Source organism: Paenibacillus sp. FSL H7-0943, from assembly GCF_037963265.1.
GTDB lineage: Bacteria > Bacillota > Bacilli > Paenibacillales > Paenibacillaceae > Paenibacillus_AQ > Paenibacillus_AQ odorifer.
Genome location: NZ_CP150148.1, coordinates 1,860,838 through 1,875,249 on the forward strand (window position 1 = coordinate 1,860,838; position 14,412 = coordinate 1,875,249).

A 14,412-nucleotide genomic window follows, 5' to 3' on the forward strand; every position below is an offset into this window, starting at 1 on the left:
GTATAAACAGTTACCGCCTAAAATGAACGGAGAAGTCATTGTTATTAGTGAGTCTATCACAAAGAGCACGTTTTTTCTACCGGACAATGTGAAGTTTGTCGATTGACGCAAAGCGTGGGAAGTGGAGGAAAAGCTCATTTTCGAAAGGAAAGTGCTTTATTTGGAAAATGGAACAGGGTTCGGATGTATCTATTTACCACTCTAGACAACTTTAGGAGAGCTGAGTATGATGGGAGTTATTATTTTATGGGAGGTGCTGGAAAATCGGGATTTGTCTATTATTATCGCCGCGGTGGATCGTTTTTACGGGGATGAAAAGCTAAGGAGGGAAAGGGAATGTCACAGCGTACAACTTTTTTAAATCCAATTGTAGCAAGCTCAGGAGACCCATGGGTATTCAAACATACCGATGGCTATTATTACTTTATGGCCACAAAAGCTAAATGTCTGGAGCTGACGAGATCTAGAACCTTGACCGGCCTTGCGGAGGGCGACAAGAAAGTGATCTGGTCTCCCGAACCGGGGGGCAGCTACAGTTACAATCTGTGGGCGCCGGAAATTCATCATTTGGACAACAGATGGTACATTTACTACACTGCGAATGACGGAGGAGGCGACGATTCACGGCGGATTTGCGTGCTGGAGAATGAAGCGGCGAACCCGCTGGAAGGACAGTGGGTATGGAGAGGTACTTTGCAGACACCTGTTCCAGGGTTGGATGGAACAGTAATGTCTTTGCGGGATCAGCTGTATTTTCTGTATGCGGGATATGGTCATTTTCCTGATTATGGGTCGGCTATTTACATTATGCGAATGAGTAATCCTTGGACCTTGGAAGGGGAGCATCACCTGCTTACCGCTCCAACTCTGTCATGGGAGAAGCAAGGTGGCATGGCGATTAACGAAGGTCCGGTAATTTTGCAGCGACACAATCGTATTTTCATGGTTTATTCGGCAAGTACGACTTGGTCTGAGGATTATGCACTAGGGATGCTCACCATGAACGAAGCGGCAGATCCTTTGCAACCGCTGTCATGGGAAAAATCAATGTCGCCTGTATTTTGCAAAAGTGTAGAGAACGGGATTTTTGCCACGGGGCACAATAGCTTCACACATTCTCCTGATGGCAAGGAAGATTGGATAGTCTATCATGCGCTTCCTTCCGCTGGAGCGGATGTGTCTTTGCGCGCGACCCGTATCCAGAAATTTGGGTGGAAGGTGGATGGGACACCAGATTTTGGGATTCCTTGTAGGGATACGCTTGCTCAGACCGTACCGTCGGGAGAATAAGAATAAAACAGGAAATCAAGACTGAAAAGGCCATTCATTACATAAAAACTGTAATGAATGGCCTTTTCATGTAATTCAGATATTTTTATTCGCTGTCGATAAAAATTGACGAAAAACGCCTGTTTTATAAGGGGTTTTTCGCCAAAATACAAGATGGTTAGTACGCTTTTTTAATAGGTTTGTAGTTGGTATAGCCATATATTTGTTTGAGAAAAGTTCATAAGATTACAAAATTATTGTATGAAAGCGTTGACATATTAATTTTGGATGCTTATAATTCGATCTGAGATACAGAAAAACTGTATTAATCAAGGGGAGTTATCTACAGGTCAAAAAGGAGCGTGGTTCCAAGCTTTGGATTTGCTTAAGGCGTTGTGGCAAATATTTTATAGTGGGAGGTTAAGTATGAAGAACAATGCAAAGCGTTATTTTAGTCTTTTATTTGTGTTAATACTGATCATTTCGACTGTAACAGCATGTAGTGGCAACAGTGCAAACAATGGGGCTGATAAGGGTGTCTCCAACAACAAAGAGAACGAGAGCACAGCCAAAGACCCGGTTGAGTTTACAGATATCAGTGCAGACATACGCGGCAATACAGCCCCAACGCAAGAGCAAATCGACGAAGTTAATCATTCCTTGAATGATACATACCTCGGCGACGTCTTCGATGAAGTCATTCCAAATGATTACTCAGCTTATCCTGTTAAAGGTGATGTGGTTCTGGATGTATGGATGCCTGCGAATTCCAATATTCCGGATATGAACAATCATGCTGTCCAGAAGCAGGTGGAGCAATTAACGGGAATCAAAGTAAACTTCATCACGCCGCCAATCGGCCAGGAAGCGGATGCCTTCACGCTGATGATCTCCTCCGGTGAACTGCCTGACATTATCATTGAGCCGGGACGTTATCCGGGAGGTTTTGAAGCGGGCGTAAATGACGGCGCTTATATAGATCTGACAGATCTGATGGAGAAAAATGCTCCGAACTATACGAAGTGGCGCAATTCGGATGAATCAAGAAGAAAAACCACGGTCACGGATGACGGCAAGCTGCTCGGCTTCTATGGCATCGCCCCATATTCAGAGTGGACTTGGTTTGGAACATTGATTAAGCAGGAAGCGCTGGACAAAACAGGGCTTGAAGTTCCAAATACGATTGATGAATGGCATACCTTCCTGACAAAAGCAAAGGAAGTCGGATACAAAGCACCGCTTAATTACGGCTCTACTTACGGCCAGATTTTTACCGGCATCATAAATGGCGCATATGGAGTATGGGATTGGACGTTCCTTGATGAGAATGGCAAAGTGGCCTGGGGGCCAGCACAGCCGAAAGCTAAGGAATATTTGACCACCATGCAGCAATGGAACAAAGAAGGATTATTGAACCCGGACTGGGCAACGGCAGACTTTAACCAGAGAATGGCGAGCGCCATTTCGGGAGATACCGCGATGATGATGGACTCTCCGGATACGATGTGGAGTTATTGGAAAGAGCAAAGCGGTATCGACTTTGTGGGGGCACTGAACCCGGTTCTGAACAAAGGAGATAAGTCCGCAACCACGTACAAAAATTTCAAAAGAGCGGGTATCGAAGCTGCGATCACCACGCAAAGCAAAAATGTAGAAGCGGCAATGGCTTGGCTTGATTTTAATTACAGTAAAAAGGGCTGGGAATTGATTAACTTTGGTGAATACGGCACGGTCCACCTGATTGATGAGACGGGGATGCCTTATTATCCAGAGAACAGTTATATCTTTAAAGACCCTGAAGGTCAGCCCGTATCGACAACCTTATGGAAATACCGGATGCACAACTGGCCGGATATCCGGGATGAGCATCATTCCAACCCGCTGATCGCTGCCAAAGGAAGTTACTCGGGAGACATTCGCAAGAATTGGACAGAAAATATGGACACCAGTATGGCTATGCCACCTATTTCCTTTACCAAAGATGAAGCTTCGCGGGAAGCCGAGCTTGGAAACCAGCTGTCGACACTGCGTGGAGAGTATTTTGCAAAAATCATAATGGGAGACCTGCCGGTAGATGCCTATGATAAATTTTTGAAAGAAGCTCAGAGTATGGGACTGGAAGAGTTTTTGAGTATCCATCAGGCAGCCTTAGATCGATATAACAAACGATAGGTGGTTGTTTTATGGAAATATTACGAAAAAACAGAGCGATAAAGCCCATTCCTCAGGATGCCAAACCTAAAAATACCAAGTTAGTGATTAAGAAGGATTTGAAAAAGAACTGGTTTGTCTATCTGTTGGCTGTCCCTGTTGTAGCGTGGTTCCTGATTTTCTGCTACGGGCCGATGTGGGGGGTTATGATCGCCTTCAAGGATTTTAAACCCCTGCTGGGGTTTGGCCAGAGCGAGTGGGTAGGGTTTAAGCACTTTATTGATTTTTTCCAAGGGCCTTATTTCTGGCGGGTCGTTAAAAACACCCTTCTCCTCAATGTTTGGGGGATTGCCTTTGGATTTACAGCCCCGATTATTCTGTCCTTGATGCTGAACGAAATCCGTGGGGTTAAGTTTAAAAAAGTGGTCCAAACGATCACCTATATGCCGCACTTTATTTCCCTGGTGGTGGTATGCGGGATCATTCATATCTTTGCCGCAGATGAAGGAATTATCACGCAAATCCTGCAATTTATTACCGGAAAAGAGTACTCTTCACTGCTCGGCTACTCTTCGTTCTTCCGGCCGATTTATACCTTCTCCGGCATTTGGCAGAGCATCGGCTGGGATAGCATCATCTACCTTGCGGCGATGAGTTCCATCGATACTTCATTATATGAAGCTGCTGAAATTGACGGAGTGGGACGGATTAAAAAAATGTGGCATATTACGCTGCCGCAGATCAGCCCAGTTATCATCATTCTGTTTATTTTTGCCATCGGCGGGTTGATGTCGTCCGGGTACGAGAAGATTATCCTGCTGTACAATCCTCTGATCTATGATACGGCGGATGTTATTGCCTCTTACGTGTATCGTCGCGGTTTAAGAGAAGCCAGTCTTAGTTATTCCACGGCTGTGGGCTTGGTCAGCTCAATCGTTAACTTCGGGCTGCTCTGGATGACCAATACAATAGCCAAACGCAGGTCCGAGGTCAGCTTATGGTAAGAAAGAGGGACAGCTATGAAAGATAATTTGCAGCGTAAAGCGAAAAAAAGACGAAAACATAAATCCATCGGTGACAGAGTATTTGACGGCACACTTTATACTCTGCTGACCGCATTAACCTTGGTGTGTTTTTATCCGATCCTGCACATCCTGTTTGCCTCCGTCAGCGACCCCGGCATGTTGATTGCTCATAAAGGCATTTTGCTGAAACCGCTGGGATTCACTTTGGATGGCTATAAGCTGGTATTTAAAGATAACAGTCTGATCAACGGCTATAAAAACACGATTATATATGTAGGACTAGGCACATTAGTCAACATGATCATGACCATTCTGGGAGCTTATGTATTATCCAGACGAGGATTGTATTTCAAAAACTTCATCATGATCCTGATTACAATCACCATGTTTTTTGGCGGCGGGTTGATTCCTTGGTTCTTATTAATGAAGGATATTGGTCTGTACAATAATTTGTGGGCCATGATTTTGCCAAGTGCTTTAAGCACATGGAACATTATTATCCTACGAACTAGCTTTCAAGCCATTCCGCAGGAATTGGAAGAAGCGGCTACCATAGACGGGGCAAGTCAGGCCCATATTTTAACGAATGTGATTCTTCCGCTGTCCAAAGCTACGCTGGCCGTAATCTTTTTATACTATTTAGTGGGGAACTGGAACTCATGGTTTAATGCGATGGTGTTGTTGAAGGACAGACAGCTGTTCCCACTGCAGCTATTAATGAAGGAAATATTAGTAGCTAATGATGCAACCGCAACCTCGATCGGCAGTGCAGGCGGGGTAGTCATCGATAGTGCCCAGAGCCAGACGGCTTTCCGCGAGCTGGTTAAGTATTGTGCGATCGTCGTTTCTACGCTTCCTATATTAATGGTATATCCTTTCTTGCAAAAATATTTTGTTAAAGGTGTTTACGTAGGTTCGATTAAAGGATAGCGGGCAAAAAAACAAGTTCATCTTATATAGAAATTATTTAATAGGAGTGAAGTACACCATGTTGACAGAAGCAAGCAGCACATCCGTTCCACGTCCAGAATATCCAAGACCCCAATTTGCCCGTAAGGATTGGCTTAGCCTAAATGGAGAATGGGATTTTACGTTTGATGATGAAGATGTCGGTGAGGAAGAACAATGGTATCGGACGGACACAAAGGGTTTATTTTCACGGGTTATTCAAGTGCCCTTTGCGTTTCAGAGCAAGCTGAGCGGGATTGAAGATCCTTCATTTCATGATGTTGTGTGGTATAGAAGAACTTTTGAAGTTCCTGAGGGTTGGAATGGGAAGCGGATTGTCCTCCATTTCGGCGCCGTTGATTATTTGGCAAAAGTCTGGGTGAATGGTCAGCTGGTGGCCGTGCATGAAGGCGGACATACACCATTTCAGGTCGATATCACTCCTTCGCTGCTCAAAGGAAGGAATACCATCATACTGCGCGCAGAGGATTTCAGCCGTGATGTCACCTTGCCGCGTGGCAAGCAATATTGGCTGGAGCAGTCTGCTGCCATCTTTTATACCCGCACAACCGGAATCTGGCAGAGTGTCTGGCTTGAACCGCTGTCTGCAGTGCATCTGAGTAAAACCATGATGACACCAGATATTGACCGCAATGAAATCCGGCTTCGGACCTTTCTGCAAGGATTTAAGTCTGCTGATCCGCTCAAGCTGCGCATAACGGTATCGTATGACAGTGAAGTAATTGCGGAAGATCAATATATGGTCATGAATGGTGAGCAGCTGCGCACTATCGGCTTGGGTGATTTTGCGGATCATGGTCTTGGACGTTTATGGAGCCCTGAGCATCCGAATTTGTATGATATTCAATTTCAATTGCTTCGGAATGAGGAAGTAATTGACGAAGTGGCGAGTTATTTCGGCATGCGCAAGGTGTCGATTGAAAATGGCAAGCTATGCTTGAATAACCGCCCATATTTCCAGAGACTGGTGCTTGATCAGGGATACTTCCCTGACGGGATACTAACCGCACCTACAGACGAAGAGCTGAAACGTGATGCCCAGCTGACGAAAGAAATGGGCTTTAACGGGGTAAGAAAACATCAGAAGACAGAAGATCCCCGGTTCCTGTATTGGTGTGATAAGCTCGGCCTGCTGGTATGGAGTGAGGCAGCCAATGCTTACGAATATTCCGAGGAGTATGTCCGCCGTTTCACGAAGGAATGGCAGGAGATCATCGAGCGCGACTATAACCATCCTTGTATCGTGACCTGGGTTCCGCTTAATGAGAGCTGGGGTGTTCCCAATGTCCAGATTGATACACGCCAGCAGCAGCACGGATTGGCTATGTATCATTTAACGAAATCCTTGGATGAGATGAGACCTGTTGTGTATAACGATGGGTGGGAGCATATGACTACAGATTTGGTGACTATTCATGACTATGAGAGCCATCAGGCAGTGCTGGAGGAGAGATATGCCACGGCAGAATCTTCTGTAAATGCGATGCCGGCCAACCGCAAAATATTTGTCGGTGGAGCTTCGTATCAAGGCCAGCCGATTCTCGTATCCGAGTTTGGTGGAATTGCCTTCAAGAAAAGTGAGTGGGAGGGCTGGGGTTATTCTGGGGCAGAGAATGAAGAGGATTTCCTGATGAAGCTCAAGGCTGTGGTTGACCCAATGTTCACTTCCCCGGTGATCCAAGGGTATTGCTATACCCAGCTGACGGATGTCGAGCAGGAAATCAACGGACTGCTCACCTATGATAGACAGCCCAAAGCTCCGCTTGAAGCGATCCGCAACATTATGATGCATATCCAATAAATAACATTTACTAAAAGGAGTTACACCATGACACAACAAGCAACGCTTCCGCGTCCTGAATATCCCCGCCCTGACTTTGTTCGACCAGAGTGGATCAATCTGAACGGCCAGTGGCAATTCGAAATTGATCATGGCAAAAGTGGGAAGGAGCGCGGATACCCTGTTAACGATCATAATCTCTCAGGGACAATTACTGTGCCCTTCTGTCCGGAAAGCAAGCTGTCCGGTGTAGAATATAAAGATTTTATGGCTGCTGTATGGTATAAAAGGGAGTTTACCGTGCCGGAGAGCTGGACAAATGGCAGAGTTATCCTTCATTTTGGCGCCGTTGATTATATGGCGGAGGTCTGGGTGAACGGCGTATCCGTAGGTACGCACCGCGGAGGATATACTCCGTTTAGCTTTGATATTACTTCTAATCTTTTAGCGGGCAGTAATGTGATTACTGTATATGCTGAAGACGACGTTCGATCGGGACGACAGCCACGGGGCAAGCAGAGTGAACAGTTCCATTCTCACGGCTGTGATTATACACGCACTACAGGAATCTGGCAGACGGTATGGCTTGAGCAAGTCCCTGAAACCTATCTGTCTAATCTGAAAGTTGTCGCTGATCCCGACAATGGCTGTGTGCACCTCGAAATGAAGGTACAAGGGAACGCAGCGGGGGACACGCTTAGGGCCACTGCTCTTTATGGCGGCAAACCCGTTGGGGACAGCAGTGTGATCGTTTCCGGACCCTCTATAAAACTTACGATTCCACTATCAGAGATTCACTTGTGGGAAGTTGGAAACGCCAGATTGTATGACCTGAAGTTGTCCTTGCATAGTCAGGGACGGGAGAGTGACGTGGTCCATTCTTATTTTGGACTCCGCACGGTACGACTGGATGGGATGGCATTCCGGATCAATGGGAAATCCGTATTTCAGCGGTTAGTTCTGGATCAAGGTTTTTATCCGGAGGGAATCTATACCGCTCCTACTGATGAAGATCTGCGCAGAGACATCGAAATCTCAATAGGGCTTGGCTTCAATGGCGCGAGGCTTCACGAGAAGATCTTTGAGCCGCGTTATCTTTATTGGGCTGACCAATTAGGTTATCTTGTCTGGGGAGAGCATGCCAATTGGGGGCTGAATATTACTGGAGCGGATAGCCTGACTCACTTCCTGCCGGAATGGCTCGAAGGTATGCAGCGTGATTTCAATCATCCCGCGCTGATCGGCTGGTGCCCTTTTAATGAGACCTGGGACCGGGACGGTGCGAAACAGCATAACCCCGTGCTCCAGATTGTTTACGACGTAACAAAACGTATGGATCCAACACGTCCAGTAATTGATACAAGCGGCAACTTCCATGTGGCTACAGATATCTTCGATCTTCATGACTATGACCAGAATCCGCAGACGTTCCGGGACAGATATGAACCGATGAAAAGTGGCGGAGAAGTATTCAATACCTTCCCGGATCGCCAAACGTATGAAGGTCAACCTTACTTCATCAGCGAGTATGGCGGAATTTGGTGGAACCCGCAGCAGAAAGATGAAAAATCATGGGGGTATGGGGACAGACCGACCTCAGAGCAAATGTTTATCGAACGCTACGAGGGGTTGACGAATGTTCTATTGGATCATCCGCTGATGTTTGGATTCTGCTATACCCAGCTGTACGATGTGGAGCAGGAAGTCAATGGACTGTACACTTATGACAGACAGCCGAAGTTCGACCCCGAGCGAATCCGCGGCATCAATGCGCGTAAGGCTGCAATTGAAGATTAGAGGCGCTACGTAACTATTCATTCGAAAGGAATGTGATAGATTATGAAAGTGAATTTCCGGCAAAAATGTCTGGTCGCCTTAAGTGTTCTTCTTATTCTTCCAATGGGGAAGGTGACCCTTGCAGTCTCTGATCATAATGACTTTTACAACGTGGTTATGCAGGACGGGGCGGACCCATGGGTGTATAAACATACAGATGGCTTCTATTATTTCACCAAAACAACAGGTGGCAATGTTACCCTCTGGAAGTCAGCCCAGTTGACCACTATTGATGCAGCGCCTACTAAAGTTGTCAACACGGGCGGTAGCGGCATCTGGGCGCCTGAACTACATTATATAAACGGAGCTTGGTATATCTACTATGCGATGGACGACGGAGATAACGTAAACCACCGCATGCATGTAATGGAGAACACAGCAGCAGACCCGATGCAGGGAACTTGGCAGTACAAAGGCCAGATCACAGATTCAAGCAATAAGTGGGCTATAGACGGTACTGTGCTGCAAGTGAACGGCGAGCTGTATTTTATCTGGTCCGGCTGGGAGGGGAATGTTAATGTGCGGCAGAATCTCTATATCGCGCATATGAGTAATCCCTGGACCATTGATTCCGAACGCGTAGAGATTTCAAGACCAGCGTATAGCTGGGAAACGAATCATTCCCCAAATGTGAATGAAGGACCACAGGTGATTATAAATGGAGAAGTCATTAGTTTGGTCTACTCGGCAAGCGGAAGCTGGACTAATGATTATTGTCTGGGACTGATCACCGCAGACATCTCCAGTGATCTGTTGAATCCGGCATCATGGAATAAACGCAATCAGCCTATCTTTTCCTCAGGCAATGGACTTTATGGACCTGGACACCATTCGTTTACAAAGTCTCCTGACGGCCAAGAGGATTGGATCATGTACCATGTCGCCAAATACAATAACGCTGGCTGGAACCGCGAGGTGCGGATGCAGAAATTCAGCTGGAATGCTGATCATACACCTAATCTGGGTATTCCCGTTGACCCTAATCTTCCGATAACTTTGCCTTCAGGTGAAACCATGCATACCCGCTACGAAGCGGAAAAAGGGACATTTGGCGGCGATGCCTATGCCTCTTCGAGTCCCAAGGGCTCGGCTGGACTTAAGGCGGGTCATATTGATACGCCGGACAGTTACGTGGAATTTTCGGTTGATGCGGCAGCCGCAGGCGAGTATATTCTTTTGGCTCGAACGGCGAATGGAACGTCTGGCGGGAATTGGTCGAATTTTCAGCTTAGTGTCAATGCAGGACCTGCCAGCCCATTCTATATCACCAATAAAGGGTGGGAGAATTGGGGGCTGTCCACAGCCCGGGTTCAACTGAAGGCAGGCATGAACAAGCTTCGTTTTACCAAAGGCGAAGGTTACGGAGAAATTGATTTCATTGATATTAAGCCATTGTGAATCGAACAAACCTAAGAGACATATGAAATGGCTTCCGGTTTTCCGGAGGTCATTTCTAGGTGAAAGGGCTTGTAGGTGTAATTGTTTTTCATCTCATTAAGAAGTAAGATTAGGATAATTATTAGGATACAAGGAGAGCTGATTTGTGCTGGAACTTAGCTTAAACGACCCGGAAAAATTAGTCACAGTAACGCATGCTTTATCAACTCGTTCTAGGGTTGATATTCTTCGGCTCTTAAACTCCAAAAACTTAAATATTATTGAAATCGCTGAGAGGCTGAAGCTTCCAGTGTCGACGGTAGCAAGCAATATTAAAGTATTAGAAGCAGCAGAGTTAATTCATACAGAATTGCTTCCGGCTTCACGCGGGGCAATGAAAGTTTGCAGCCGGAATTATGATGATCTTCATATTGCCTTGAATTTGAAAGAACCGATGTCAAAGGGATTAACTCATGTCTATGAAGTAGAGATGCCGATCGGCCATTATAGCGACTGTGAGGTATCTCCTACTTGCGGAATGGCTAATAGCGAGGGTCTTATTATCAAAGAAGATGAACCGTCGAGCTTTTATCACCCTAAACATGTCAACGCTCAGCTGATCTGGCTCCGCAAAGGATTTCTGGAATATTTGCTGCCTATGGATATCCCCTCCGGAGCACAAATTGAATCGCTGGAATTATCCATGGAGATCTGTTCGGAAGCTCCGAATTATGACCAGAACTGGCCTTCGAACATCTCTGTATGGGTGAATGGATCGGAGATCGGCATGTGGACCAGTCCCGGTGATTTCGGTGACCGGCGGGGCAAGCTGAATCCGAACTGGTGGTGGGATGGATCTACACAATACGGGTTTCTCAAGACCTGGCGTGTTGACCATGAAAAGACGACACTTGATATGGAGAAGGTGTCGAATGTTTCCTTAAATGATCTTCTGATTAACCGGAGCCCCAAATTGCGGCTGCGCATTGGAATCAACCCTGATGCAGTTCATCAAGGCGGACTTAACCTGTTCGGGCGCCAGTTTGGCGATTATGAACAACATATTATGATGAAGGTAAAATATACCATGGATCAGGATGAAGTAGAACTTTAGCTTAGGAGATGAACAAAGCAAGGCGGTTCCTCGGAAACGAATCTTCGTATCCAAGGAACCGCCTTGCTTTGTTTGTTCTGGATGTAAAGCTAGAGTGTGCGCCGTAGGGCGGCACGCTGAAGGGTGATCATCCAGTCAACGGACGGCTCAACCAGCGGGTGAAAGAGCCGTTTAACGGACGGCTGAGCCAGCAATACGGTGAATAATACGGCGGTGAGCAGCAGGACTACTGCCCCAGCAGCATTGCCAATATAGGTGTAAATCCCGGAAACGGCAGCCAGACGAACGATAAAACCATGAAGCAGGAAAACATACAACGTGCGGCGCCCCCAGTCGGTCATGCGGCTCGCTCCGTAAGGTACGAGGCCGAGGAAAGTGAGTGAAGCGACAATTTGTAGTCCGTACAGTCCCAGACGGTATACGCCTGCATACCATACATTGGCATCAAGCTGCATATAGGTCATGCTGCCATATAACCAGCCAAAGGGAAATCCTGCCCCCCATGCGGCCATGACGGCAAGGAGTAGAATGGAGGCGGCTGCTGCAAAGATTTTGATATATTTCTGATAGAGCTTGACGAAGGTTTCGAAGGAGAAATGATAGCCGATAATGAAAAAAGGCAAATATACAAAGGTACGGCTGATGCTAAACCATACACCGTCCAGCTGGAGATATCCGACAGCCACCCCCGCTGTTACAGCGAAGAGGAGCTTAGCGGTTATGGACCATCTGCTCATACCGAGCATCAGGAGGCGCCAGCAGGCATGACTGGCCAGAAACCATAGGAGCAGATAGGGTGCGAAAATGGAATGCTGGATGTTGCTTACATGAAAGAGGGAAACGTCGAGTGCGGAATATAAGCTTTGAAAAATGAGGTATTGCAATCCAATTTGCAGCAGCATTTTGCGGCCGGTAGTTCCGGCAAGGCTTTTTCTGGCGAAATAGCCGGTCACCAGTACGAACAGCGGCATGTGAAAGCTGAAAATCCACATATATAATCCGTGTATTCCGCTCATTTTGTTAATCAGAGGTTCAATTGCATTACCGGCAAAAACAGTGATAATAAGCATAAAACGCAGGTTGAGAAAAAAGGTTTCTCCGCGCGTTTCCAGCGAGTTTTCCCCTACCATGATTTAGCCTCCAAATTATGCTGTATGCAAATTAATTTAATTTTAAAATACTAGATTTTCTTTGATTTAATTGTGAATTAAGTCACAATAGAAAGCGTTATCATGTGTGCGAAATGTGGCGATGTGTTGAAGGTTGTTAGAATAGAGGGATTCCACTATAATTTTTATATGCATTAACATCTGGGAGTGGAACATGTTGAAGAGAAGAATAACTAAGCGTCGCGTCGCTATTTTTGTATTGATTATTTTAGTGGTAGCCGGGTTGCTGATATGGAAGTATTTAACGCCATATGCACCGGCTCAAGAGGCCGAAACCGCACTGATTTCAAGTGGTGGAGTTACCGTCGAACAGAATGATAATTGGATCTCGTTCGAACCTTCCATTACTAAAGGCGCCTCGATTATATTTTATCCCGGGGCTTTGGTTAAACCGGAAGCTTATTCCCCTCTTGCGAAGAGCGTCGCTGCTGCAGGGCATCCCTTCTACATCGCCAAAATGCCGTTTAATTTAGCCGTTACGAAGGGGGATGCCGCAGAAGAGATTATTCGTGTGCATCCGAAGCAATCTTTTGTGCTGGGTGGACATTCACTTGGGGGTGTCATGGCCTCACGTTACGCAATTGAGCATACGGACCAGCTGGAAGGTGTATTTTTCTTAGCCTCTTATCCAGATGAAAAGGGCAGTCTGCGAGAGACTACTTTGTCAGTGTTATCGGTTGTGGGTACTGAGGATCAAGTGATTGACAGAGACAGCTACAACAAAGGGCGCTCCTATCTGCCAGATAATACAGTTTATAGTTCAATTATAGGTGGGAATCATGCGCAATTTGGCAGCTACGGGCCTCAGAAGGGGGACGGCGAAGCCACAATATCCGAGGAAGAACAGCAGAGTCGCACAGTAAGTGCCCTGTTGGATTGGCTGGGAAATCTGAGGTAGTTACGGGTCGTTCAACAGAGGGAGGAAACAATTCATGCCCATATTACACATTAACGATGAATGCGTTCCCTGCTCCGGAATATTGTTTGATAAAGACGGGACAATACTCGATCTATTAGCCACCTGGGGGAATTGGGCGGAGCTTGTGCTGCGTGGACTGGAAGATCAACTTGCGATCATGGGAGCGGGATTTATTGTAGAGCGCAGCAAGGTGCTGGGTACGCAACATGATCCGCAAGGGAAGTTAATAGGGTACGACCCGGCGGGGCCGCTTACCATGGCTACAGAAGAAGAAAGTTACGGTGTACTCGCATGGCAGCTATATGCAGCAGGAGTTCCTTGGAATGAAGCGCTGACCCGTGTGAAAAGCATAACTAAAAACGCGATGTATGAATTACGCCGACGCCGTATGGCACAGCCTTTAGCGGGACTTCATTCTTTTTTGGAGCAATGCTCTGCGGCATCCCTTAAGCTTGGCGTGGTTACCTCCGACGGGGCAAAGACCACCGGAGAGCATTTGGAATGGCTTAATGTGGCAGGCTATTTTGATTCGGTAGTTACTAGGGACAGAGTAAAAAACGGAAAACCAGCTCCTGAAATGGCTGAATTGGCCTGCCGGGAGTTAGGGCTTTCGCCTGAAGAGACGATTATTATTGGGGACAGTAATGCCGATATGCAATTAGGTAAAGGTGCAGGGCTTCGCCTCGCAATCGGGATTTCCGCCAGTGGTGATGGGGAGCACCTTATAGATGCAGATGTAATCATTTCCGGTTTCAATGAGCTTCGGATCACTTACTGATCAGCTAATAAAAGGAAAGGATGTG

General features: G+C 46.5%; 11 protein-coding genes. 10 read left to right on the forward strand and 1 reads right to left on the reverse strand.

Annotation, left to right across the window (positions count from 1 at the left end; translation table 11 throughout):
* Nucleotides 1-336 precede the first annotated feature (336 nt).
* From NSQ55_RS08045 to NSQ55_RS08080, 8 genes are all read left to right on the forward strand, one after another.
* Entirely contained in the window at nucleotides 337-1,290 is a 954-nt protein-coding gene (locus NSQ55_RS08045; RefSeq protein WP_339172498.1) for a glycoside hydrolase family 43 protein, read from the forward strand.
* A 405-nt stretch (nucleotides 1,291-1,695) separates the two neighbouring features.
* The gene (locus NSQ55_RS08050) at nucleotides 1,696-3,441 is read left to right on the forward strand and encodes an extracellular solute-binding protein (protein ID WP_076126335.1); all 1,746 of its coding nucleotides are present in this window, start codon (nucleotides 1,696-1,698) and stop codon (nucleotides 3,439-3,441) included.
* An 11-nt stretch (nucleotides 3,442-3,452) separates the two neighbouring features.
* A complete protein-coding gene (locus tag NSQ55_RS08055; protein ID WP_036680973.1) occupies nucleotides 3,453-4,424 on the forward strand; it encodes an ABC transporter permease subunit in 972 nt (323 codons plus the stop codon).
* 15 nt (nucleotides 4,425-4,439) lie between these two features.
* Nucleotides 4,440-5,375 carry a carbohydrate ABC transporter permease gene (locus NSQ55_RS08060; RefSeq protein ID WP_076126337.1) on the forward strand — a complete coding sequence of 312 codons (936 nt, stop codon included), beginning with the start codon at nucleotides 4,440-4,442 and terminating at the stop codon, nucleotides 5,373-5,375.
* A gap of 58 nt (nucleotides 5,376-5,433) precedes the next feature.
* Nucleotides 5,434-7,215 carry a glycoside hydrolase family 2 gene (locus tag NSQ55_RS08065; RefSeq protein ID WP_076279754.1) on the forward strand — a complete coding sequence of 594 codons (1,782 nt, stop codon included), beginning with the start codon at nucleotides 5,434-5,436 and terminating at the stop codon, nucleotides 7,213-7,215.
* Nucleotides 7,216-7,242: 27 nt separating this feature from the next.
* Nucleotides 7,243-8,991, forward strand: coding sequence for a sugar-binding domain-containing protein (locus tag NSQ55_RS08070; RefSeq protein ID WP_248547690.1), 1,749 nt, complete (start codon nucleotides 7,243-7,245; stop codon nucleotides 8,989-8,991).
* A gap of 42 nt (nucleotides 8,992-9,033) precedes the next feature.
* Nucleotides 9,034-10,428, forward strand: coding sequence for a family 43 glycosylhydrolase (locus NSQ55_RS08075; protein WP_339172505.1), 1,395 nt, complete (start codon nucleotides 9,034-9,036; stop codon nucleotides 10,426-10,428).
* A gap of 145 nt (nucleotides 10,429-10,573) precedes the next feature.
* Nucleotides 10,574-11,521 (forward strand): ArsR family transcriptional regulator, encoded by a 948-nt coding sequence (locus NSQ55_RS08080; RefSeq protein WP_076126345.1) that lies wholly within the window; start codon nucleotides 10,574-10,576, stop codon nucleotides 11,519-11,521.
* Between the two features lie 89 nt (nucleotides 11,522-11,610).
* Here NSQ55_RS08080 and NSQ55_RS08085 read toward each other — a convergent pair whose 3' ends face one another.
* Complete coding sequence (locus NSQ55_RS08085; RefSeq protein WP_076303830.1) at nucleotides 11,611-12,651, reverse strand: fucose 4-O-acetylase; 1,041 nt, start codon at nucleotides 12,649-12,651, stop codon at nucleotides 11,611-11,613.
* A gap of 193 nt (nucleotides 12,652-12,844) precedes the next feature.
* Between NSQ55_RS08085 and NSQ55_RS08090 the strand changes: the two genes are divergently transcribed.
* Nucleotides 12,845-13,588 carry an alpha/beta hydrolase gene (locus tag NSQ55_RS08090; protein WP_076126350.1) on the forward strand — a complete coding sequence of 248 codons (744 nt, stop codon included), beginning with the start codon at nucleotides 12,845-12,847 and terminating at the stop codon, nucleotides 13,586-13,588.
* A gap of 34 nt (nucleotides 13,589-13,622) precedes the next feature.
* Nucleotides 13,623-14,387: an HAD-IA family hydrolase gene (locus NSQ55_RS08095; protein ID WP_076192853.1), complete on the forward strand. Its 765-nt coding sequence runs from the start codon at nucleotides 13,623-13,625 to the stop codon at nucleotides 14,385-14,387.
* Nucleotides 14,388-14,412: the final 25 nt, after the last annotated feature.

Excerpts from the sequence above, each read along its gene's own strand:
- NSQ55_RS08045 (WP_339172498.1), top strand. The coding sequence starts at position 337 with ATGTCACAGCGTACAACTTTTTTAAATCCAATTGTAGCAAGCTCAGGA.
- NSQ55_RS08050 (WP_076126335.1), top strand. The coding sequence starts at position 1,696 with ATGAAGAACAATGCAAAGCGTTATTTTAGTCTTTTATTTGTGTTAATA.
- NSQ55_RS08055 (WP_036680973.1), top strand. The coding sequence starts at position 3,453 with ATGGAAATATTACGAAAAAACAGAGCGATAAAGCCCATTCCTCAGGAT.
- NSQ55_RS08060 (WP_076126337.1), top strand. The coding sequence starts at position 4,440 with ATGAAAGATAATTTGCAGCGTAAAGCGAAAAAAAGACGAAAACATAAA.
- NSQ55_RS08065 (WP_076279754.1), top strand. The coding sequence starts at position 5,434 with ATGTTGACAGAAGCAAGCAGCACATCCGTTCCACGTCCAGAATATCCA.
- NSQ55_RS08070 (WP_248547690.1), top strand. The coding sequence starts at position 7,243 with ATGACACAACAAGCAACGCTTCCGCGTCCTGAATATCCCCGCCCTGAC.
- NSQ55_RS08075 (WP_339172505.1), top strand. The coding sequence starts at position 9,034 with ATGAAAGTGAATTTCCGGCAAAAATGTCTGGTCGCCTTAAGTGTTCTT.
- NSQ55_RS08085 (WP_076303830.1), bottom strand. The coding sequence starts at position 12,651 with ATGGTAGGGGAAAACTCGCTGGAAACGCGCGGAGAAACCTTTTTTCTC.
- NSQ55_RS08090 (WP_076126350.1), top strand. The coding sequence starts at position 12,845 with ATGTTGAAGAGAAGAATAACTAAGCGTCGCGTCGCTATTTTTGTATTG.
- NSQ55_RS08095 (WP_076192853.1), top strand. The coding sequence starts at position 13,623 with ATGCCCATATTACACATTAACGATGAATGCGTTCCCTGCTCCGGAATA.